Annotated in this window: 21 protein-coding genes; 7 read left to right on the top strand and 14 right to left on the bottom strand. The window is 55.7% G+C overall.

All coding sequences use genetic code 11. From position 1 onward, the window contains the following. The first annotated feature begins 193 nt into the window (after nucleotides 1-193). The 5 genes from yqaB (at nucleotide 194) to FU672_RS22470 (ending at nucleotide 4,301) form a co-directional block, all read left to right on the top strand. Nucleotides 194-760, top strand: a complete 567-nt coding sequence (yqaB, locus tag FU672_RS22450; protein ID WP_048029247.1) for a fructose-1-phosphate/6-phosphogluconate phosphatase — start codon at nucleotides 194-196, stop codon at nucleotides 758-760. Continuing rightward, nucleotides 757-1,185, top strand: coding sequence for a YqaA family protein (locus FU672_RS22455; protein ID WP_008499541.1), 429 nt, complete (start codon nucleotides 757-759; stop codon nucleotides 1,183-1,185). Before yqaB ends, FU672_RS22455 begins: the two co-directional genes overlap by 4 nt. An 83-nt stretch (nucleotides 1,186-1,268) precedes the next feature. Next, nucleotides 1,269-2,813 carry a glutamate--cysteine ligase gene (gene gshA / locus FU672_RS22460; protein ID WP_148244881.1) on the top strand — a complete coding sequence of 515 codons (1,545 nt, stop codon included), beginning with the start codon at nucleotides 1,269-1,271 and terminating at the stop codon, nucleotides 2,811-2,813. A gap of 153 nt (nucleotides 2,814-2,966) precedes the next feature. Next, complete coding sequence (luxS, locus tag FU672_RS22465; RefSeq protein WP_008499539.1) at nucleotides 2,967-3,482, top strand: S-ribosylhomocysteine lyase; 516 nt, start codon at nucleotides 2,967-2,969, stop codon at nucleotides 3,480-3,482. Nucleotides 3,483-3,536: 54 nt separating this feature from the next. Next, entirely contained in the window at nucleotides 3,537-4,301 is a 765-nt protein-coding gene (locus FU672_RS22470; protein WP_148244882.1) for an AraC family transcriptional regulator, read from the top strand. On the opposite strand, the gene leuA is transcribed toward FU672_RS22470, so the two are convergent. From leuA to FU672_RS22535, 13 genes are all read right to left on the bottom strand, one after another. Next, complete coding sequence (gene leuA, locus FU672_RS22475) at nucleotides 4,288-5,943, bottom strand: 2-isopropylmalate synthase (RefSeq protein ID WP_148244883.1); 1,656 nt, start codon at nucleotides 5,941-5,943, stop codon at nucleotides 4,288-4,290. The genes FU672_RS22470 and leuA overlap by 14 nt on opposite strands. Nucleotides 5,944-6,129: 186 nt before the next feature. Beyond that, nucleotides 6,130-7,677, bottom strand: a complete 1,548-nt coding sequence (emrB, locus tag FU672_RS22480; protein ID WP_148244884.1) for a multidrug efflux MFS transporter permease subunit EmrB — start codon at nucleotides 7,675-7,677, stop codon at nucleotides 6,130-6,132. Nucleotides 7,678-7,693: 16 nt separating this feature from the next. After that, nucleotides 7,694-8,866: a multidrug efflux MFS transporter periplasmic adaptor subunit EmrA gene (emrA, locus tag FU672_RS22485; protein WP_148244885.1), complete on the bottom strand. Its 1,173-nt coding sequence runs from the start codon at nucleotides 8,864-8,866 to the stop codon at nucleotides 7,694-7,696. Nucleotides 8,867-8,992: 126 nt separating this feature from the next. Further along, the gene (mprA, locus tag FU672_RS22490) at nucleotides 8,993-9,523 is read right to left on the bottom strand and encodes a transcriptional repressor MprA (protein ID WP_023333174.1); all 531 of its coding nucleotides are present in this window, start codon (nucleotides 9,521-9,523) and stop codon (nucleotides 8,993-8,995) included. A gap of 313 nt (nucleotides 9,524-9,836) precedes the next feature. Next, the gene (locus FU672_RS22495) at nucleotides 9,837-11,021 is read right to left on the bottom strand and encodes an MFS transporter (RefSeq protein WP_045889178.1); all 1,185 of its coding nucleotides are present in this window, start codon (nucleotides 11,019-11,021) and stop codon (nucleotides 9,837-9,839) included. Nucleotides 11,022-11,219: 198 nt separating this feature from the next. Beyond that, on the bottom strand, nucleotides 11,220-12,215 hold the full coding sequence (gene proX, locus FU672_RS22500; protein WP_148244886.1) for a glycine betaine/L-proline ABC transporter substrate-binding protein ProX: 996 nt from the start codon (nucleotides 12,213-12,215) through the stop codon (nucleotides 11,220-11,222). Nucleotides 12,216-12,224: 9 nt separating this feature from the next. Next, nucleotides 12,225-13,295, bottom strand: coding sequence for a glycine betaine/L-proline ABC transporter permease ProW (gene proW, locus FU672_RS22505; RefSeq protein ID WP_148244887.1), 1,071 nt, complete (start codon nucleotides 13,293-13,295; stop codon nucleotides 12,225-12,227). Next, a complete protein-coding gene (gene proV, locus FU672_RS22510) occupies nucleotides 13,288-14,490 on the bottom strand; it encodes a glycine betaine/L-proline ABC transporter ATP-binding protein ProV (RefSeq protein ID WP_148244888.1) in 1,203 nt (400 codons plus the stop codon). The genes proW and proV overlap by 8 nt, the downstream gene beginning before the upstream one ends. A gap of 331 nt (nucleotides 14,491-14,821) precedes the next feature. Beyond that, nucleotides 14,822-15,781, bottom strand: a complete 960-nt coding sequence (gene nrdF / locus FU672_RS22515; protein WP_148244889.1) for a class 1b ribonucleoside-diphosphate reductase subunit beta — start codon at nucleotides 15,779-15,781, stop codon at nucleotides 14,822-14,824. A gap of 9 nt (nucleotides 15,782-15,790) precedes the next feature. Continuing rightward, nucleotides 15,791-17,935, bottom strand: a complete 2,145-nt coding sequence (nrdE, locus tag FU672_RS22520; protein ID WP_148244890.1) for a class 1b ribonucleoside-diphosphate reductase subunit alpha — start codon at nucleotides 17,933-17,935, stop codon at nucleotides 15,791-15,793. Continuing rightward, complete coding sequence (gene nrdI / locus FU672_RS22525) at nucleotides 17,908-18,318, bottom strand: class Ib ribonucleoside-diphosphate reductase assembly flavoprotein NrdI (RefSeq protein WP_021241965.1); 411 nt, start codon at nucleotides 18,316-18,318, stop codon at nucleotides 17,908-17,910. The genes nrdE and nrdI overlap by 28 nt, the downstream gene beginning before the upstream one ends. Continuing rightward, nucleotides 18,315-18,554 carry a glutaredoxin-like protein NrdH gene (gene nrdH, locus FU672_RS22530; protein WP_148244891.1) on the bottom strand — a complete coding sequence of 80 codons (240 nt, stop codon included), beginning with the start codon at nucleotides 18,552-18,554 and terminating at the stop codon, nucleotides 18,315-18,317. Before nrdH ends, nrdI begins: the two co-directional genes overlap by 4 nt. 252 nt (nucleotides 18,555-18,806) lie before the next feature. Then, on the bottom strand, nucleotides 18,807-19,133 hold the full coding sequence (locus tag FU672_RS22535) for an ElaB/YgaM/YqjD family protein (RefSeq protein WP_023333166.1): 327 nt from the start codon (nucleotides 19,131-19,133) through the stop codon (nucleotides 18,807-18,809). A 160-nt stretch (nucleotides 19,134-19,293) separates the two neighbouring features. Here FU672_RS22535 and FU672_RS22540 point away from each other — a divergent pair, with 160 nt between their 5' ends. Next, entirely contained in the window at nucleotides 19,294-19,638 is a 345-nt protein-coding gene (locus FU672_RS22540) for a DUF2002 family protein (RefSeq protein ID WP_023333165.1), read from the top strand. Between the two features lie 32 nt (nucleotides 19,639-19,670). Here the strand turns inward: FU672_RS22540 and alaE are convergent, their stop codons facing one another. Then, the gene (gene alaE, locus FU672_RS22545; protein WP_023617655.1) at nucleotides 19,671-20,120 is read right to left on the bottom strand and encodes an L-alanine exporter AlaE; all 450 of its coding nucleotides are present in this window, start codon (nucleotides 20,118-20,120) and stop codon (nucleotides 19,671-19,673) included. Between the two features lie 494 nt (nucleotides 20,121-20,614). On the opposite strand from alaE, the gene stpA reads away from it, so the two are divergent. After that, complete coding sequence (stpA, locus tag FU672_RS22550; RefSeq protein WP_148244892.1) at nucleotides 20,615-21,019, top strand: DNA-binding protein StpA; 405 nt, start codon at nucleotides 20,615-20,617, stop codon at nucleotides 21,017-21,019. Nucleotides 21,020-21,040: the final 21 nt, after the last annotated feature.

Here is a 21,040-nt window from a genome sequence, read left to right on the forward strand (position 1 = left end):
CATCCGTAGCTCAGCTGGATAGAGTACTCGGCTACGAACCGAGCGGTCGGAGGTTCGAATCCTCCCGGATGCACCATCTTCTCCTTCTTTGTTTATTCCTTCGACGTTCCGTCAGCAATCACACTCTCAATCAGCGACAAAAATCACCATTTACGATAAAGTAATGCTTTGTTAATCGTTTAGCGAGAGCACGATGTACGCACAGTATGACGGTTTGATCTTCGATATGGACGGCACTCTCCTGGATACCGAACCCACGCATCGTCAAGCCTGGACTGACGTTCTGGGCCGCTACGGTATGCGTTTCGATCTTCAGGCGATGATTGCCCTCAACGGATCCCCCACCTGGCGTATTGCACAGGCCGTGATTGAACTGAATCAGGCCGATCTCGACCCGCACCTGCTCGCGCGCGAAAAAACCGATGCGGTAAAAGCCATGCTTTTAGATACCGTACGCCCTCTGCCGCTGATTAATGTGGTAAAAGAGTGGCACGGGCGTCGCCCGATGTCGGTAGGAACAGGCAGCGAAAGTGCGATTGCTGAGGCGCTACTCAACCATCTTGGCCTGCGCCACTATTTTTCTGCCGTGGTGGCCGCCGATCATGTTAAACATCACAAGCCCGCACCGGACACCTTCCTGCTTTGCGCAGAGTTAATGGGCGTCCCGGCGGCAAAATGTGTCGTGTTTGAAGATGCCGATTTTGGTATTCAGGCCGCGCGTGATGCCGGAATGGATGCGGTGGATGTGCGCTTACTGTGAGTGACGCGCTGTCACTCGCCTCATTATTCGCCAGCAGTTTTTTAAGCGCCACGCTGTTACCGGGAAATTCGGAAGTGGTGCTGGTGGCGATGCTGTTGTCCGGCGTGAGTCAGCCCTGGTTGCTGGTATTAATAGCAACAATGGGTAATAGCCTTGGAGGGCTGACTAACGTTATTCTTGGGCGTTTCTTTCCGCTGCGCGAAAAATCGCGCTGGCAGGAAAAGGCAGTCGGCTGGCTAAAACGCTATGGCGCTGCCACGCTGTTATTAAGCTGGATGCCTGTAATAGGCGATTTACTGTGTCTGCTGGCGGGATGGATGCGCATCTCCTGGGGACCGGTGCTCTTTTTTTTGTGCCTTGGCAAGGCGTTGCGCTATGTTCTCGTGGCGTGGGCAACACTACAGGGTATGACGTGGTGGCACTAATTGGTGGAATGAATACGCGACCTTCAATCGTCAACCATTACAATTATGCTGAGTAACATTACTTTGACAGGCGGGAGGTCAATTTGATCCCGGACGTATCTCAGGCGCTGGCCTGGCTGGAAAACCACCCTCAGGCATTGAAGGGTATTCAGCGTGGTCTTGAGCGTGAAACGCTGCGCGTTAACGCGGACGGTAGCTTAGCGACGACGGGTCACCCGAAGGCGTTAGGCTCGGCGCTGACACATAAATGGATCACAACCGATTTCGCTGAAGCACTGCTGGAGTTCATCACGCCAGTAGAGGGTGATATTGATCATATGCTGACGATCATGCGCGATATCCATCGTTACACCGCGCGCAACATGGGCGATGAACGTATGTGGCCCCTCAGCATGCCGTGCTATATCGAGCAGGGTCAGGAGATTGAGCTGGCGCAGTACGGCACGTCAAATATCGGTCGGCTGAAAACGCTCTATCGCGAAGGGTTGAAAAACCGCTACGGCGCGTTGATGCAGACGATTTCGGGCGTGCATTACAACTTCTCGTTGCCAATGGCGTTCTGGCAGGCGAAATGCGGTGAAACGGATAAAGACGCGATCTCTGAAGGCTACTTCCGCCTGATCCGCAACTATTACCGTTTCGGTTGGGTGATCCCGTATCTGTTTGGTGCCTCCCCGGCGATCTGCTCTTCGTTCCTGCAGGGGAAACCGACCACGCTGCCGTTCGAGAAGACCGAATGCGGAATGTACTATCTCCCGTACGCCACCTCTCTGCGCCTGAGCGATCTCGGTTATACCAATAAATCGCAAAGCAATCTCGGTATTACGTTTAACGAATTGCACGAATATGTGGCAGGATTGAAGCGGGCGATCAAAACCCCGTCGGAAGAGTACGAGAAAATCGGCCTCGAAAAAGACGGCAAGCGCCTGCAAATCAACAGCAATGTGCTGCAGATTGAAAACGAGCTGTATGCGCCTATTCGTCCTAAGCGCGTAACGCGCAGCGGTGAAACCCCGTCGGATGCGCTGCAGCGCGGCGGGATTGAATACATTGAAGTACGCTCGCTGGATATCAACCCGTTCTCACCGATTGGCGTTGATGAACAGCAGATTCGCTTCCTGGATCTGTTTATGGTCTGGTGCGTGCTGGCGGATGCGCCGGAAATGAGTTCAGACGAACTGCTCTGCACCCGTACAAACTGGAACCGCGTGATTCTGGAAGGGCGTAAACCGGGTCTGACGCTGGGTATCGGCTGCGAAACGGCACAGTTCCCGCTGACCAAAGTCGGCAAAGATCTGTTCCGTGACCTGAAGCGTGTTGCCCGGACCATGGACAGCATCGACGGCGGCGACGCGTATCAACAAATCTGCGACCAGCTGGTGGAATGTTTTGATAATCCGGAACTGACGTTCTCAGCACGCATTCTGCGTTCTATGATTGATCAGGGCATTGGCGGCACGGGGCGTTCACTCTCAGCGGAGTACCGTGAGATGCTGATGCATGAGCCGTTAGAAGTGCTGAGCGAAGCGGATTTTGTAGCGGAACGCGATGCGTCCGTTGTGCGTCAGAAAGAGGTTGAAGCGGCGGATACCGAGTCGTTTGAGGCGTTTCTGGCGAAGCAGGCTTAAGCAGAAAAGAAAAAGGCCACATCGCTGTGGCCAAAATATACATCTCTGAATTCAGGGATGATGATAACAAATGCGCGTCTTTCATATACTCAGACGCGCATTCTGTAGAAGAGTTCAGTTTATTTTAAAAAAAATCACTATCGGAGGTGACGTATGCCGTTATTAGATAGCTTTACTGTCGACCATACCCGTATGGAAGCACCTGCAGTACGCGTGGCGAAGACCATGCACACCCCGCACGGCGACACGATCACCGTCTTCGATCTGCGTTTCTGCGTACCAAATAAAGAAGTGATGCCAGAGAAAGGCATTCATACCCTGGAACACCTGTTCGCCGGTTTCATGCGTGACCATCTGAACGGCAACGGCGTTGAGATCATCGACATTTCTCCGATGGGCTGCCGTACCGGTTTCTACATGAGCCTGATCGGCCAGCCAGAAGAGAAACGCGTCGCGGATGCGTGGAAAGCGGCGATGGAAGACGTGCTGAAGGTGAAAGAGCAAAACCAGATCCCAGAGCTGAACGTTTACCAGTGCGGGACTTACCAGATGCACTCACTGGAAGAAGCGCAGGAAATCGCACGTCACATCATCGAGCGTGATGTTCGCGTGAACAGCAACGAAGAGCTGGCCCTGCCAAAAGAAAAACTGCAGGAACTGCACATCTAGTGCACCTTTTCCCTCTCCCTCAGGGAGAGGGTAGGGTGAGGGTGGTTTAATCCCATGACCACAACCGCAACCTTCTCCTTTACCCATCGTCCCCTCGTGCCGTTTGCCCATGATTACGTTCATGGTGACAGCGAGCCGTGGCATGAGCACGACTGCGCGCAACTGTTGCACACCCTGAGCGGCGTGGTACGGGTGGATACCGCATCGGGCTGTTGGGTTGTGCCTCCCGGTCGCGGAGTCTGGCTACCGGCGGGGACCCGCCACTCGCTTCGCATCACCGGCAACGTGGCGGCGCGAACGCTGTTCATCGATCCGCTGGCGCGGGCCGATCTCCCGGCCACCTGCCAGATCGTGCAGATCTCGCCGCTGTTACGCGAGCTGATTCTCGTCTCCCTTGTTTTACCTGAATCGTACTCACCCGGAAGCCGGGATGAACGTGTCTATGAGCTCATTCTCGATGAAATCCGCACTATGCCGGTGCTGCCTTTTCATCTGCCGGAGCCGGAAAGTGAGGCGTTACGTCACCTGTGTCTGCAAATCCGGCAAAACGCAGGGGAAAGCTGGAGCAGCGCGCAGGCCGCGAGCATGATGAACATGAGCGAGCGCACCCTGAACCGCCACTTTCAGCAGCAGGCAGGCTTAAGCTACGGCGAGTGGGTGAGAAGGGCGCGCCTGCTGGAAGCCTTAGTGCGGCTGGCGCAGGGCCAGCCGGTATTACGCGTGGCGCTGGATCTGGGTTACGGCAGCCACAGCGCCTTTACGGCGATGTTCCGCCGGGTGATGGGCGTCTCCCCCAGCGATTATTTTAAGAACGACTGACGGCGTTAAACAGCGCCTGAAGCGACGCGCGCGCCACGTCGCTGTCAATGCCCACGCCCCAGCGGCTGCTGCCGTCCTGGAACAGGCAGCGAATGTAGGCCACAGAGCGGCTGTCGCTGCGTTCGCCTAACGTATGCTCGTGATAATCCTTAATCACGAACGGGGCGTTGACCCAGCGACCCAGGCCGTGAGCGGCGGCGGAGAGCAGACCATTACCCTGACCTTCAAGCTGACGCGTTCCTCCTTGCGTGGCGATGCTTGCCGTTAAGCGCAGCTGACCGTCCTGCTGGCTGTCGCTGCGGTAGGATTGCAGGGCAAATTGCGGCGTGGCCACCAGGCCGTAGCGGGTACGGAACAGCTGCCAAAGCGCATTCTGCGTCATCTCTTTCCCGTGGCGATCGGTTTCCTGCTGCACATGCTGGCTGAAATCCTGCTGCAGGGCGCGGGGTAATTTCAGACCATGATTCTGTTCGATGAGCCACGCGCTGCCGCTTTTCCCGGACTGGCTGTTCACGCGGATCACCGCTTCGTAAGTGCAGCCGATATCCTGGGGATCGACGGGCAGATAGGGCATCTCCCAGCGCTCACCAGGCCTGCGGGCATCAAAGCCTTTTTTGATCGCGTCCTGGTGCGAGCCGGAGAAAGCGGTATAGGCCAGCCGTCCTGCCCACGGATGGCGCGGGTGCACTGGCAGCTGGTTGCAGGCTTCCACCACTTCCACCACCTGATTCATATCGCTAAAGTCCAGATTCGGGCTAACGCCCTGGCTGTAGAGATTCATCGCCAGCGTCACCAGGCAGACGTTGCCCGTGCGTTCCCCGTTGCCAAACAGGCAGCCTTCCACACGGTCGGCCCCCGCCATCACGGCCAGCTCCGCGCTGGCAACGCCGGTACCGCGATCGTTATGCGGATGCACGCTGATGCAGACATCACGACGGCGGCTGAAGTGGCGGCAGAAATACTCGATCTGATCGGCATAGACGTTTGGCGTGCTCACTTCGACGGTGGCGGGTAAGTTGACGATCATCGGACGCGCATCGCACGGCTGCCAGATCTCCGCCACGGCTTCACAAATCTCCAGTGCAAACTCCGGTTCGGTAAAGCAGAAGGTCTCCGGTGAATACTCATACTGCCAGCGGGTGTCCGGGTTCTCTTCACACAGCTGACGAATAAGCCGCGTGGAGCGCGTCGCCAGCTCGACGATTTGCGCTTTCTCCATGCCGAACACCAGGCGGCGGAACAGCGGGGCGGTGGCGTTATACAGATGGACGGTGGCCTGTTTCGCGCCGCGCAGTGACTCAAAGGTGCGATGAATGAGATCTTCCCGCGCCTGGGTTAACACCTGAATCGTGACGTCATCCGGGATGCGGTTTTCTTCAATCAGCTGGCGAACAAAGTTGAAATCCGTTTGCGAAGCGGAAGGAAAGGCGACCTCGATCTCTTTAAAGCCACAGTTCAGCAGCAGATCCCAGAACTGCAGCTTGCGCGTGCTGTCCATCGGCTCGGCAAGGGCCTGGTTGCCGTCGCGTAAGTCGGTTGAGAGCCAGCGCGGCGCGCGGGTGATGCATTGCTCCGGCCAGCGGCGGTCCGGCAGGGAAATGGCAGGATAGGGTTGGTATTTGTCTGCGGGTGTGTTCAGCATGATGCGCTCCTGTTGTCTTTTCACTATCGTGATGGGATTTCAGGAGCGCTGCTTTATCGGAACTGACAATCGCTGTCGCGTTCTGGACAACCGGGGCGGTGTTTTGCCGGATGGCGGCTACGCCTTATCCGGCCTACGTTCGTAGGCCCGGTAAGCGCAGCGCCACCGGGCAACCGTCGCACAGGACTAGTGCGCCCCACCGCCGCCGCCGCCGGCACCGAACGGCGGTCTGGCAAACCACACCAGCCCCAGCAGGACGATAAATATCCCTGCCGATATCCAGAAAATCTCGTTTGCCGAGATAATCAGCCCCTGGTTAGTGATCTGCTGGGCAATCCAGCCGGACGCCTGCTGCTCCGTCATTCCCATCCCCTCAAGCTGGCTATACATTTGCTGAGCGTTAGGGTTGAACGGGTTCACCGCTTCGGTCAACTGCGCATGGTGCATCGATTCACGGTTCGTCCACAGGGTGGTGGTAATCGACGTCCCGATGGAGCCCGCCAGCGTTCGCGTAAAGTTCGACAGGCTTGATGCCGCCGCCATGCGCTCAGGCGGTAAACCGGAAAGCGTGATGGTGGTCAGTGGCATAAAGAAACACGCCACGGCAAAGCCCTGAATAAACTGCGGCCACGCGGACGCGCCAAAGTCCATTCCCGGTTCGAACGTATACGCGCGCCAGTAGAAGCACACGGCGTACATGATAAAGCTGAACGTCACCAGCCTGCGCATGTCGAGCTTATGGGCGAAGCGGCCAATAATCGGCGACAGCAGAACCGGAATCAATCCAACCGGCGCCGAGGCTAAACCTGCCCAGGTTGCGGTGTAGCCGTATACCTCCTGCAACAGCTGCGGCAGCAGTACAATCGCGCCGAAGTAGAGCATGTAGGCGAGGCTGATACACAGACAGCCTATGGTGAAGTTCCGCGACTTGAAGAGCGAGAGGTCGACTATCGGGTTATCGTCCGTCAGCTCCCAGACAATCAGGAAGCTCAGCGACACCACCGCGACAATCGTCAGGATGATGATCTCCCGGGAGTTGAACCAGTCCAGCTCTTTGCCCTGGTCGAGCATGACCTGCAGGCTACCGATGCCGACAACCAGCAATGCCAGACCAATGGCGTCGATACGCCGCTGTTCCGTCCGGGTTTCTCTGCCGCGCAGCGACTGGAGCGTCAGCATTACCACGATGGCGCCAATCGGTACGTTGATAAAGAAGATCCAGCCCCAGTGATAGTTGTCGCTGATATAGCCACCTAAGATAGGCCCGCAAATCGGCGCAACAATCACGGTCATTGACCACAGTGCCAGCGCAATCGAGCGTTTGGCGGGCGGGTAGTTGTTAAGCAGTAAACTCTGCGACAGCGGAATCAACGGCCCGGCCACAATCCCCTGAATGACGCGGAAGAAGATCAGCATCGTCAGGCTGCTGGACATGCCGCACGCCCAGGAGGCAAGAACGAACAATACCGTCGACCAGAGGAACAGCTTCACTTCACCGACGCGCTTTGCCAGCCAGCCGGTAATCGGAATGGAGATGGCGTTTGCCACCCCAAACGAGGTAATGACCCAGGTCCCCTGGCTCAGCGACGAGCCAAGGTTACCGGCGATGGTCGGGATCGCCACGTTTGCGATGGTGGAGTCCAGCACCTGCATGAATGTCGCCAGCGACAGCGCAATGGTCATAATGACCAGCTGCGCGCCTTCCAGCGGTTTTTGCGGCTTTTGCTGTTGCATAACGCTCACCTTCGGATTAACCGGCGTTTGCCTTCACGATGTCATCGATCAGCTTGTTGACCGGATCGAGGCTAATTTCACGGGCGTTACTTTCATAAGCCGGGCTGCTACGCACCTGGCTTGCCAGGATCTGACCGTCGCGGTTGGCGGTGTCGACCGTCACCAGCGTGGAAAGGCCAATACGCAGCGGGTGATCTGCCAGCTGTTTGGCATCCAGTTCAATACGCACAGGCAGACGCTGAACCACTTTGATCCAGTTACCGGTGGCGTTTTGCGCAGGCAACAGGGAGAAGGCGCTGCCGGTCCCCATATCCAGACCGACCACTTTACCGGTGTACTTCACGTCATCGCCGTAGATGTCGCTGACAACCGTCGCGGTCTGGCCGATACGCATATGGGCAAGCTGCGTCTCTTTAAAGTTGGCGTCTACCCACAGATTGTCTGCCGGCACGACCGCCATCAGCGGCGTGGTTGGGCTAATCTGCGCCCCTGGCTGGACGGAACGACGGGATACGTAGCCGGTCATCGGGCTGACGATTTTGGTACGCTGCAGGGCAAGCCACGCGTTGCGCACTTCGGTCGCCGACTGCTGTACGGCGGGCTGGTTTTCCAGGCTGGTGCCCAGCACCATCGCCTGGTTGGCGTTGTACTGTTGAATGGCCACATCCAGCTGTGCTTGGGCGCTGGCAACGGCATCGCGGGCGTGCTGCAGCTCTTCACGGCCAATCAGGTTAGCCGAGCCGAGCGGAACGCGGCGGTTCAGGTCGCTCTGCGCCTGCGCCAGTGCCGTTTTTTGCACGTCGATGTTGGCCTGCAGCTGTTTGCTGTTGATCATCAGCTGGCGGGTCTGTCGGACGCTGGAGGCCAGCGCGGTCTGTGCTTTTTCAAACGCCTGCTGGGCGTCGGTTGGATCGAGGGTCACCAACACATCGCCTTTTTGCACAAAGTCGGTATTGTCAGCCCAGACTTTCGTCACGCTGCCCGACACCTGCGCCATAATTTGTACCTGGTTCCCTGCCACGTACGCGTCGTCAGTCTCTTCAGCATGACGCAGTACTAAAAACCAATAGATCCCATATGCCACGGCAATAATGATAAAGAGCAAGGTCAACAGAAGAAGGGCGCTCTTACGTTTGCCTTTCTTGTTGGCCGGTTGCTGCGGGGTAGTGCTCTCCGCATTTGCGCTCATTGTTGTTCTCCACGATCTTCTTATTTTCACATCGGCTGAGCCGACCTGTTGTCAGAAAGGCCAGCAGTGTGACGTGCTGGCCTGTCGGTTTTCTTATGAATCTGGAATGGTGAGCGTGTCGTCGCGTTAGCGCAGCGCCTCAAGAACGGCACCGTCTTCATCCATCTGGTCCAGACGGGTGAGCAGCTTGCGAGTGATGTGCTCAAGCTGGTCGCGCTCGGCGGTGCTGAGGACGGACCAGAGTTTGTGCAGGCAATTGTGCTGAGGTGGCAGCACCTCGCGCAGGAACTGGTGACCTTTATCGGTCAGTTGCAGATGCAGGCAGCGGCGATCGTTGTCGCTTTCACGGCGCTCAATCCAGCCGCGCTTTTCGAGTTCATCGGCAATACGGGTCGCATTGGTACGGGAGGAGCCCAGCGCGCAGCTCAGTTCGGAAGGCTGAATGCTGTGATTTTCCTGAGACTCCAGCGTAATCAACGCCATAAACAACGTCTCGTTAATCCCTTGAGCTTTCAGCATTTTATTACGGTTTTCCAGTAGCTTACCCTGCATGTGCATGCACAGGCGAGTCAGCAGGATTTCCTGATACGGGAAGTCCTCATGGCGACTGGCGCGGAATTTAAGCATTTGTTCAATGGGCGTAAACGAACTATCCATTTGGGCATAACCTCATTAATTACAGCCGATATAGTAACGATAGTGACAAATAATGTAAATGAATTATTTGTGCGGTTATATCCGCCAAACTTATGTCACCATCAGAAAGCGCCGGGTAAGTCCGTGACCCGGTGAGCACAGAAAGCGTAGGGTGTGAACCCGCTGAAGAGAGGATGTGAGGACGGGGATCTGAACTATTCATGCCGATTGTAAATATGTCACCCACATTAAAATTTCTGGGATAAATGATTACGTTTACATTAACAGAGTGAAGGGCCTCTTAACACCCTAAGAGGCCAACTCAATGTAAATGTTAGTTAATTGCATCCTGACGGTGATAACCGCGCCACCATACTAGCAGGTTGAGGGTAGCGACGATGGCCCCAATCGCGCATACCCCCGACCAGCCTGCATGCTGCCACGCCGACGCTGAAATGAGCGAACCCGCAGCGCCGCCAATGAAGTAGCTGGTCATGTATCCGGCCGTCAGGCGGTTACGCGCCTCTGGCTTCACGCGATAGATGACGGTCTGATTGGTGATGTGAACGCCCTGAACGGTGAGATCGAGTACCAGGATACCGACGATCAGCGCCAGCACCGAGATGTGTCCGTACCAGATCGCCGCCCAGGAGAGCAGAAGTAAAACCAGCCCTGCGGAGGTGGTCAAGTGGGATTTGCCCTTGTCGGCCAGCCCGCCAGCGGGACGCGCGCCCAGCGCGCCTGCGGCACCGGCCAGGCCGAACAGGCCAATCACCCCTTCGGAATAATTGAACGGCGGCGCGGCCAGCAGAAATGCCATCGACGTCCACAGAATGCTGAAGTTAGCGAAGGTAAAACAGCCCAGCAGGGCACGGGTGCGCAGAAGCTTATCCTGGGTGAACAGACTGAAAACGGAGGCCAGCAGCTGCGGATAGTTCAGGTGGTTTTCCTGCTTCACTTTCGGCAACCCGCGCCACAGCGCCAGCGCCATGACGACCATCAGCACGCTCGCCACCCAGTATACGGTGCGCCAGCCGCCGAGGCTTGCCAGCAGCCCGGCAACGGTACGCGCCAGCAAAATCCCCAACAGCAGGCCGCTCATGATAGTGCCCACCACCTTGCCGCGTTTTTCCGGGGAGGCGAGGGTCGCGGCGAGCGGGACCAGGATTTGCGCCACCACGGAGAACAGCCCCGTTAGCGCGGTACCGACGATCATCATCGTCAACGACTGGCTGCTGGCGGTGATTAGCATCCCACCGGCGGCCAGCAGGGTCATGGAGACGATCAGCATTCGACGTTCAAACATATCGCCGAGCGGTACCAGGAACAGCAGCCCGGCGGCATAGCCTAGCTGTGCTGCGGTGACGATAAAACCTGCGGAGCTGGCAGAGAGATTGAACGCGCGGGCGATGGTGTCGAGAAGAGGTTGCGCGTAATAGTTGCTGGCGACTGCCAGACCCGTTGCCACGGACATTAAAAGGATGAGCGCGGGGCTAAGCCCCTGAGTTGTTTTTGTCATTAGTTTCAGGAATCGTTAGTTGAGTGATTATTTTTCCGGAAACCATAATAGCTAATGATTGTGAATGTTGGGGGATTGTTATGTGTGTGTTTGTGCGGTTAATCCCCTCACCCTAACCCTCTCCCCAAAGGGGAGAGGGAACGATTACACCCTCTCCCCTTTGGGGAGAGGGCCGGAGTGAGGGGTAGGGTTTTGTTTTTACTTCTGCGCTGCAAGCGCCTCTTTCACCCAGCCGTCAAACTGCTGCTGGTGGGCTTTGATCCAGCCGTCAACGTGGCCTTTAACATCCGCTTCAGACGATTTGCCCGCATGCATCATCGCGTTCTGGGCATTGATGTCCGCCAGCGGCAGCTTCATCACCGAGAACAACTTCGCCGCCGCCGGGTTTTTCTCAGCCCAGGCTTTGTTAGCCACGATATGCATCGTGTTCACCGGGAAGCCGTAGTTCATGCCGTTCGGCAGTTTGGTATCGATATCTTTCTGCTCGCCCGGCAGGGAAGAGAACGGCACCTGCAGCCACACCACGTCTTTACCCGGCTTCAGCACGTCGCTCACCCAATACGGCGTCCAGGTGTAGTAGATCACCGGTTTACCCTCTTTGAAGCGGGCAATGGTGTCAGCCATCATCGCGGAGTAGTTACCGTGGTTCACATCGACGGTCTTCGCCAGATCAAAGGCTTTGTTCTGGTGATTAATCACCGCTTCACAGCCCCAGCCCGGTGAACAGCCCATCATGTCGGCCTTGCCGTCACCGTTGGTGTCAAACAGTTTGGCGATCTTCGGATCCTTCAGCTGTTCAATGTTGGTGATGTGGTACTTATCGGCGGTTTTCTTGTCGATCAGATAACCCTGCGCCGCACCCGTCACGAAGGTACCTTCGCGATAGAATTTCTTGTCGCCACCGGCGGCGGCATACATGTCGTCATGCAGCGGCTGCCAGTTCACCGCGGTAAATGTGGCGTCACCGGAGGCAATCGAGGTATAGCCCACGTTGTAATCCACTTCGCTCGGCGTGTTGACCGTATAGCCCAGCTTCTCCAGCGCGCGGCTGACGATCAGGGTCTGGAAGCTCTCTTCCGAAATGGTGCTCTGCACCGGCTGCACGGTAATGCCTTTGCCCGGCAGGTCTGCTGCAAACGCGCTGGTGGAGACAAGGGTGGCAAACGCGGTAGCAAAAAGTACGTTATGTCGCATCGTTGTTCCTTATTTTGATTTCGTGAAAGGGCGGGTGAGTAACCCGACAGGGCCGGTGCTATACCAGCGACGGTTGCCGCGACTGCGTGAATCACGACCGACGGCCTGGGTCAGGCGGTCAAGAATAATGGCGAGGATCACGATGCCCACGCCGCCGACGGTGGCCAGCCCCATGTCGAGACGGCCAATGCCGCGCAGCACCATCTGACCCAGACCGCCAACGGCAATCATCGAGGCAATCACCACCATCGACAGGGCCAGCATCAGCGTCTGGTTAACGCCCGCCATGATGGTCGGCATCGCCAGCGGGAGCTGAACTTTAAACAGCATCTGGCGCGGGCTGGCACCGAACGAGCGTGACGCTTCGATCAGGTCTGCAGGCACCTGGTTAATCCCCAGAATGGTCAGACGAATAATTGGCGGCAAGGCGAAGATAATGGTCACCACCACGCCCGGCACGTTGCCGATGCCGAACAGCATCACGATAGGCACCAGATAAACGAACGCCGGGGTGGTCTGCATCGCATCCAGCAGCGGACGAATAATCTTCGCCGCCCGCGGGCTGCGCGCCAGCCAGATCCCCATCGGCAGGCCGATCGCCACGCAGAAGAGCAGGGCGGTCAGCACGAGCGCCAGGGTGATCATCGCCTGAGACCATGCGCCAATCGCACCGATCGCAATCAGTGAGATCAGCGTCGCGACCCCCATCCCTGCGCTACCGAACTGCCAGGCGATCAGGGAGAACAGGATAATCGCCACCGGCGCCGGCATGCCGAGCATCAGTTGCTGGAAACCGTTCAGGATGTAATCCACCGGGATGCGGATCCCCTGGAAGACCGGACGGAAGTGAGTGACCACCCAGTCGATCCCCTCCGTGACCCAGCTGTCCAGCGGGATCAGCGTTTTGTGGAACGGATCCATGATGTTGAAATGTTCTGGCGCAGGCGCGGGTGCGCTGTTCAGCCAGTCTGCCGCGCCGCCGCCATCGGCAGGGGCAGGCGTGGAACCCCACGCATCGGCGGACTGCGCAGCGTTGTCCGCTGCCTCAGTGGTGCCCCACGGGTTAGATTGATCAGCCATTGTTTGCCCCCTCGCGATCTAAAGCCTGCAGCAGCATGCGTTTTGAGATGATGCCGACGTACTGTTGTTCCTCACCGACTACCGGCACGGCACACGGTGCCTGCCCCACATGAGAGAGCAACTCGCTTAGCGGCGTTTCGGCGTCCACGGCAAGCGGAGCGTCAATGACCGCCGCATCGATTCCCCGGTTTTCGCCAAGCGCGGTTTTCAGGGAGTCGATGGAGACAACGCCAACAAATTTATTGCCGCGTTCAACCAGATAGCCGTATTCACGATCTTCGTCCTGCAGCAGCTTAAGCGCGGAGCGCGGGCCGAAACCTGGCGTTTTACGGATAATGCCGTTTGGCGCCCGACGGGCAATATCTTTGGCGCTAAACACCTGGCTAATATCCACGCCGCGGAAGAAGGTGCGCACATAATCATTCGCCGGATTATTGAGAATTTCATCCGGCGTGCCGACCTGCACCACTTCACCATTTTGCATAATGGCAATACGGTCGCCAATACGCATAGCTTCATCCAGATCGTGGGAAATAAAGACAACAGTGCGTTGATGTTTAGCCTGTAATTTTACCAGCTCATCCTGCATCTCGGTGCGAATTAACGGATCCAGCGCTGAGAAGGCTTCATCCATTAATAATATGTCTGGATTAATGGCTAATGCACGGGCTAATCCTACGCGCTGACGCATACCGCCAGAAAGTTCATCCGGGTACGCATGTGCATAATTTTCCAGCCCAACCTGACGCAGTGCATCAAGGGCTTTTTCCTGACGTTCCTGAGCGGGCGTGCCGGCTAATTCCATGCCAAAGGCGGTATTATCCAGCACCGTCATGTGCGGCATCAGCGCGAATGACTGGAACACCATTGCGATCTTCTTTCTGCGCACCTCGCGAAGCTCAGCGTCTGATATTCTGGCGATATCCACGCCGTCAATCAGCACCTGTCCGCGGGTGGGTTCAATCAGGCGATTGAGAAGGCGAACCATAGTGGATTTACCCGAACCGGATAATCCCATGATGACAAAAATCTCGCCTTCTTCAATGGCCAGACTGGCGTCTTTAACGCCAAGCGATAGCCCGGTTTTTTCCAGAATTTGCTCTTTCGTAAGGCCTTTCTCAATATATTTGAATGCGCGCTGCGGGTGCTCGCCAAATACTTTATAAAGATTTTTCACTTCTAATTTAATTGCCATGCAATAGAGAGTGTCCTGTTATTTGTTTATGTCGATATGATTACCATGGTAAATTGTTAACGGGCATAACCCTAACATACTGAGAATCTGAGACAACCCTGTGTCGAGCTGAGCGCGAAGTTTTGGCGTAAGCGAAATGGCTGAATTTCCCATGAATAAAGGGCTGAGGACAGTTTGAATTTTTCTCAATTTTTTGCTGCTGCATCGAGAAATTTCGCCTGAATCGGAATGATTCAGGCGAATATGACGTGGAAATTACAGTGTAGTTGTTTTGTAAATATTAGAGAGGGAAATGTTGGGTTTATATTAAATTAACGAACGTTAGCGTTCATTAAAAATCCCAGTCTTCATCCTCGGTTTCCACCGCTTTGCCCATCACATACGATGAGCCAGATCCGGAGAAGAAATCGTGATTTTCGTCAGCATTGGGTGACAGCGCGGCCAGAATCGCCGGGTTCACCTCCGCCATCTCCGGCGGGAAAAGCGCGTCGTAACCCAGGTTCATCAGCGCTTTATTGGCGTTGTAGCAGAGGAAGGCCTTCACGTCGTCCTCCCAGCCGGTGCCTGCGTACAGCTCTTCGGTATAGCGCAGCTCGTTGTCGTACAGATCCATCAGTAAATCGAGCGCAAAGCCTTTAAGCTCCTCGCGCTTCGCCTCGCTGACTTTCTCCAGCCCTTTCTGATACTTATACCCGATGTAATACCCGTGCACCGCTTCATCACGAATGATGAGCCGAATCAAATCGGCGGTGTTGGTCAGCTTGCCCCGGCTCGACCAGTACATGGGCAGCCAGAAGCCGGAATAGAAGAGGAAGGATTCCAGGAACACGCTGGCGATCTTCTTCTTCAGCGGTTCATCGGCCCGATAATACGCCAGCACCAGCTCCGCCTTTCGCTGTAATGACGCGCTCTCTTCACTCCAGGAATAGGCCGCGTCCACGTCTTTGGTCTGGCACAGGGTGGAGAAAATCGAGCTGTAGGAGCGGGCATGCACCGCCTCCATAAAGCTGATGTTCGACATCACCGCCTCTTCGTGCGGCGTCAGCGCGTCGCTCATCAGAGCTGGTGCACCGACGGTGTTCTGAATGGTATCCAGCAGCGTCAGGCCGGTGAAGACGCGGATCGTCAGCTGCTGTTCGGCGGGGCCGAGCGTTTGCCAGGCCGGAATATCGTTGGAGAGCGGAACCTTTTCCGGCAGCCAGAAGTTGCTGGTCAGGCGGTTCCAGACCTCCAGGTCTTTGTCGTCCTGGATTTTGTTCCAGTTAACGGCACTTACGCGTGACAGTTTCATCCTTTCTCCTTACAGCGCGCAGGACACGCAGCCTTCAATTTCGGTACCTTCCAGCGCAAGCTGGCGCAGGCGAATGTAGTAGAGCGTTTTGATGCCTTTCTTCCAGGCGTAGATCTGCGCTCGGTTGATATCCCGCGTGGTGGCGGTGTCCGGGAAGAACAGCGTCAGCGACAGCCCCTGATCCACATGTTTTGTCGCCTCCGCGTAGGTATCGATGATTTTTTCCGGGCCTATCTCATACGCATCCTGATACAGCGCCAGGTTCTCATTGGTCATAAACGGGGCAGGGTAGTAAACACGCCCGGTTTTGCCTTCCTTACGAATTTCAATTTTCGACACGATCGGGTGAATGCTCGACGTGGCGTGATTGATGTAGGAGATCGATCCGGTCGGCGGTACGGCCTGCAGGTTCTGGTTATAAATGCCGTAGCGCATCACGTCGTCGCGCAGCTGTTGCCACATTTCGCGCGTCGGCAGGGTTATCCCCGCGCGGTAAAACAGTTCGCGCACTTTTTTGGTTTTCGGCTGCCAGTCGCCTTCCAGATACTGGCTGAAATACTCTCCGCTGGCGTAGCGCGACTGCTCAAAGCCCGCGAACCGCTGGTTGCGCTCGCGCGCCAGCATCATCGAGGTGTGCAGCGCGTGCCAGGTAATGGCGTAGAAATAGAGGTTGGTGAAATCCAGCCCTTCCGGGCTGCCGTAGGCGATGCCTTCCCGCGCCAGATAGCCGTGCAGGTTCATCTGCCCCAGCCCGATGGCGTGCGACGCGGCGTTGCCCGCTTCAATAGACGGCACGCTGCGGATGTGGCTCATGTCCGACACCGCCGTCAGCCCGCGAATGGCAGTCTCCACCGTGCGGCTAAAGTTGGGGGAATCCATGGTGTGGGCAATATTCAGCGACCCGAGGTTGCAGGAGATATCCTTGCCGATGTCCGCGTAGTCCAGGTTCTCGTCGTAGGCTGACGCGCTGTTGACCTGCAGAATCTCCGAGCACAGGTTGCTCATGTTGATGCGCCCGGCAATCGGGTTCGCGCGGTTCACCGTATCTTCATACATGATGTACGGATAGCCGGACTCAAACTGAATTTCGGCAAGCGTCTGGAAGAAATCGCGGGCGTTGATGGTCTTTTTGCGAATACGATTGTCGGCCACCAGTTCGTCGTACAGCTCGCTGATGGCCACGTCGCCAAAGGCTTTGCCGTAAATCCGCTCAACGTCATACGGTGAGAAGAGCGCCATGTCGGCATTCTCTTTGGCAAGCTTAAAGGTGATATCCGGGATCACCACGCCGAGCGACAGGGTTTTGATGCGGATTTTTTCGTCGGCGTTTTCGCGTTTGGTATCCAGAAACCGCAGAATGTCCGGATGGTGCGCGTGCAGGTAAACCGCCCCCGCACCCTGACGTGCGCCAAGCTGGTTAGCATAGGAGAACACATCTTCCAGCATCTTCATCACCGGGATCACGCCGGAGGACTGGTTTTCGATGCGCTTGATCGGCGCGCCCGCTTCACGCAGGTTAGAGAGCAGAAACGCCACGCCGCCGCCGCGTTTGGAAAGCTGCAGTGCAGAGTTCACCGCACGGCCAATCGACTCCATATTGTCTTCGATACGCAGCAGGAAGCAGGAAACCAGCTCGCCGCGCTGGGCTTTGCCGCAGTTGAGAAAGGTCGGCGTGGCGGGCTGGAAGCGTCCGGAGAGGATCTCGTCGGTTAGCTGCTCCGCCAGCGCTTCATCACCCTGCGCCAGCGTCAGCGCCACCATCACTACGCGATCTTCAAAGCTCTCTAAGTAGCGTTTACCGTCAAAGGTCTTCAGGGTGTAGCTGGTGTAGTACTTCCACGCGCCGAGGAAGGTCTGGAAACGAAAACCGCTGGCGTGCGCGCGTTCAAACAGCTTCACTACAAAGGCACGGTCGTAGCGGGTGAGCGTGCGTGCTTCGTAGTAGCCCTCGTTAACCAGATAGTCGAGTCGTTCATTCTGGCTCGCGAAGGTCACACTGTTGGGCCGCACGTGGGCGGCGAAAAAGGCGTCCACCGCCTCACTGTCTTTATCAAACTGAATGCGCCCCTGACGATCGTAGAGGTTGAGCATCGCGTTTAATGCGTGGTAATCCGGTGTCGCCTGAATCACCCGTTCTGCGGTTGTCGTTGCCAAAATTCGTTCACTCCTTTACGCACGTTTTCGACGTCCTGCTGTGTCCCCATCAGCTCAAAACGATAGAGATACGGCACGCCGCATTTTTGAGAGATGACATCCCCGGCGCGGCCAAAGGCGTCGCCGAAATTGCGATTCCCCGCCGCGATAACGCCGCGGATTAGCCCGCGGTTATGAGGATCGTTCAGAAAGCGGATCACCTGGCGAGGCACCGCGCCCGCTGTACCGCCTCCGCCATAGCTGGGCACCACCAGAATGTAAGGTTCCTCTACCCGGATCCGCTCCCGCTCGTTGAGCGGAATGCGCACCGCAGGCAGCCCGACGCGCTCAATAAAGCGGAGCGTGTTTTCCGAGCTGCTGGAGAAGAAAACCAGCCCACTCATGCCCGGGCGGCCTGCGCGGCGAGGCGGTTAATCATGTCCGGGCGAAAGCCAGACCAGCTTGTCTCCCCGGCGACCACCACCGGAAGCTGACGAAAACCCTGCTTGCGCAGGGTATCGGCGGCCTCGGGTACTTGGTCAACATTCACCATCTCAAACGCCACGCCACGGCTTTCCATTGCCCGTTTTGTTGCATGGCACTGAACACAATCGTTACGGGTGTAAATAATAATGCTCATGATTCGTATTTCCATTTAAAATGAGAGTGCGGCGCGAGTCATCGCGTCAGGTTGTGTGTGTCTTGCTAAAAGGAATACTAGATGTAGTTGTCTTAAGTTTCAACCATACAAGATATGGGAAATTTAGATTAATGTCGCCCCTGTGATGAGCACAACGGGGCAAGGCAGGCTATGCGGGTTTTTCAGGCGAGAAGGCAAAGAAAAGCCCCAGCAGCCATTGACTACCGGGGCAGATAAACGTGCGCGAGCGGGTTATTTACGCAGGCTAAGCAGGGCGCCGACGAAGATCCCGACGGCCGCGACCGTGCCCAGCGTGCAGAGCGGTTTTTCCCGCACGAAGGTCGTTGCGCAGCTGACCGCATCGCAGGCAGCCTGAGTCGTTCGCGTACGCCCGTTCAAGCGCGCGCGGGTTTCACGGAGCAGAGACTGAGCCTTACGTTTTGCGGCATCCGCTTCGTCCTTCGCGTCAGTTCCCCAGGACTTCAGCACTTCTTCCAGCGTGTCCGCTAATTGGCTGACATCATTACGAATATCCTGAGCGTCGTCATTAATATCGTTTCGGTTCGGTCTGTTAAACATACGATCCTCCGTAATTTTGTGTTCCCGTTCAGTTTAGTTCAGAAATTTAATATCTGAAGCGCGTCACGCGTTATCCGGCAGTTTATGGATTATTCTGAAAGCCCTGCTAATGCTGAATACTGTAAGGTGGCCGGGCAGGAAAAGATAACGAGGAAGAGATATGTATTTACGACCTGATGAGGTGGCGCGCGTTCTTGAAAAAGAGGGATTCACCATGGATGAGGTGACATCAAAAGCGTATGGATATCGCCGTGGCGAGAATTATGTTTACGTTAATCGCGAAGCAAGAATGGGACGTACCGCTCTCATTATTCACCCGACGCTGAAAGACAGAAGTCTGTCATTTGCTGAGCCTGCCTCGGATATTAAAACCTGCGATCATTATCAGCAATTCCCGCTCTATTTAGGCGGTGAACGGCATGAGCATTATGGTATTCCGCATGGCTTCAGCTCACGTATGGCGCTGGAGCGGTTTTTGAAGGGACTGTTTGGCGACGTACAGTAAATTTGCGACTGGCGTCCGCCAGTCGCCTCACATCACGCTTTTGCCTGGCTGTACTGGCTGACCTTGAACAGGCGGCGGCAGTAGTCGAGGAAATAGCCGTATACCGCACCCATCAGCATTGAAATCACAATATTCGAACTGACCGCCGCCGCGATCTGGTGCCAGTCTGCGCCCACTGTCAGCAGAATGGCCACGTAAACCGGCGACTGGAACGTCACATACGCCAGAACGTCCGCCAGGTTTTTCACCCAGCCTGCGGGGCTGATACGACGCGCGAAACGCATTACCGCATCGCGGTATAAACCGTAAGGCCATGCAATAATAATATTTACCGGGATCGCCACCAGACGAGAAGAAAGTGACTGCTCGAAGGTCATTCCGGAGAGGAATATTTCGATCAGCATGTTCACAACGGAACAGTAGACAACCATCGCGAAAGTATCCGCCACGGCATGGCGAAGGCGTGATTGCGGTGAGAACATGTCTGAACTCCTTGAGAAGAACACAAAAGAGACGATTTCCCTGAAGCGATTAGTGCTTTAGGTTGGTTTGTTTGACATGTATAGCGTATATCTCTGTGTTTGAACTAACAACTAGTGATTAATTTTTATTTAATCGCCTTTTGTCCACAAAATTCTCTAAAGTTGGTTGTTTTTTGTCCGGCTCGTTATAATCTGTCTCGTTTGATGATTTTTTCATGTAAATCAAACGGTTGATTTTTATAGCGTCGAACCGGGAATCGGCTCTCTTGTCAGTAGCGGAGGATGCTGAAATTTGGATTAAAGTTGACCATTTATATTGATGTGAAGATTGAATCTGTTCGTATCCCACCTGCGTTATAAGATAATATTAACGGTGATATTTAAAAATATTTACGCTTCTGACAGGACGGCCTCGCGGGTAGATATTTCTATGGAAATGAATTATTCTGTCGACGATTTATCTATTTACCCTAAAGAGAAGGTTTTCAAATAATATGTCTTTGACGTTACAGAATCTTAATAATATCCGAACTCTGCGCGCCATGGCGCGTGAATTAACCCTGGACGTTCTTGAGGAAACGCTGGAAAAGGTCAGGGTCGTTACTGAAGAGAAACGGAGTGAGCTGGCGGAATTAGAGCAGCAGCGTGCTGAGCAGCAGGAAAAAATTAATGCCCTGCTGGAACTGATGAAAGCCGATGGTATTTCGCCGACTGACCTGCTGGGCTCTGAACCGGCGCAGGCGGGTAAGCCAGCGAAAAAGCGTAAGCCGCGTGAAGCAAAATATCGTTTTATTGACCAGAACGGTGAAGAGAAAACGTGGACCGGCCAGGGCCGCACGCCGAAGCCTATTGCCAGCGCGCTGGCAAACGGTAAATCACTGGATGATTTTCTGATCTAACCGGTGAGCCGGGCGGAACAC

This window comes from Enterobacter asburiae (assembly GCF_008080435.1).
Lineage (GTDB): Bacteria > Pseudomonadota > Gammaproteobacteria > Enterobacterales > Enterobacteriaceae > Enterobacter > Enterobacter asburiae_C.

Excerpts from the sequence above, each read along its gene's own strand:
- yqaB (WP_048029247.1), top strand. The coding sequence starts at position 194 with ATGTACGCACAGTATGACGGTTTGATCTTCGATATGGACGGCACTCTC.
- luxS (WP_008499539.1), top strand. The coding sequence starts at position 2,967 with ATGCCGTTATTAGATAGCTTTACTGTCGACCATACCCGTATGGAAGCA.
- FU672_RS22470 (WP_148244882.1), top strand. The coding sequence starts at position 3,537 with ATGACCACAACCGCAACCTTCTCCTTTACCCATCGTCCCCTCGTGCCG.
- leuA (WP_148244883.1), bottom strand. The coding sequence starts at position 5,943 with ATGCTGAACACACCCGCAGACAAATACCAACCCTATCCTGCCATTTCC.
- emrB (WP_148244884.1), bottom strand. The coding sequence starts at position 7,677 with ATGCAACAGCAAAAGCCGCAAAAACCGCTGGAAGGCGCGCAGCTGGTC.
- emrA (WP_148244885.1), bottom strand. The coding sequence starts at position 8,866 with ATGAGCGCAAATGCGGAGAGCACTACCCCGCAGCAACCGGCCAACAAG.
- mprA (WP_023333174.1), bottom strand. The coding sequence starts at position 9,523 with ATGGATAGTTCGTTTACGCCCATTGAACAAATGCTTAAATTCCGCGCC.
- FU672_RS22495 (WP_045889178.1), bottom strand. The coding sequence starts at position 11,021 with ATGACAAAAACAACTCAGGGGCTTAGCCCCGCGCTCATCCTTTTAATG.
- proX (WP_148244886.1), bottom strand. The coding sequence starts at position 12,215 with ATGCGACATAACGTACTTTTTGCTACCGCGTTTGCCACCCTTGTCTCC.
- proW (WP_148244887.1), bottom strand. The coding sequence starts at position 13,295 with ATGGCTGATCAATCTAACCCGTGGGGCACCACTGAGGCAGCGGACAAC.
- proV (WP_148244888.1), bottom strand. The coding sequence starts at position 14,490 with ATGGCAATTAAATTAGAAGTGAAAAATCTTTATAAAGTATTTGGCGAG.
- nrdF (WP_148244889.1), bottom strand. The coding sequence starts at position 15,781 with ATGAAACTGTCACGCGTAAGTGCCGTTAACTGGAACAAAATCCAGGAC.
- nrdI (WP_021241965.1), bottom strand. The coding sequence starts at position 18,318 with ATGAGTGGGCTGGTTTTCTTCTCCAGCAGCTCGGAAAACACGCTCCGC.
- nrdH (WP_148244891.1), bottom strand. The coding sequence starts at position 18,554 with ATGAGCATTATTATTTACACCCGTAACGATTGTGTTCAGTGCCATGCA.
- FU672_RS22535 (WP_023333166.1), bottom strand. The coding sequence starts at position 19,133 with ATGTTTAACAGACCGAACCGAAACGATATTAATGACGACGCTCAGGAT.
- FU672_RS22540 (WP_023333165.1), top strand. The coding sequence starts at position 19,294 with ATGTATTTACGACCTGATGAGGTGGCGCGCGTTCTTGAAAAAGAGGGA.
- alaE (WP_023617655.1), bottom strand. The coding sequence starts at position 20,120 with ATGTTCTCACCGCAATCACGCCTTCGCCATGCCGTGGCGGATACTTTC.
- stpA (WP_148244892.1), top strand. The coding sequence starts at position 20,615 with ATGTCTTTGACGTTACAGAATCTTAATAATATCCGAACTCTGCGCGCC.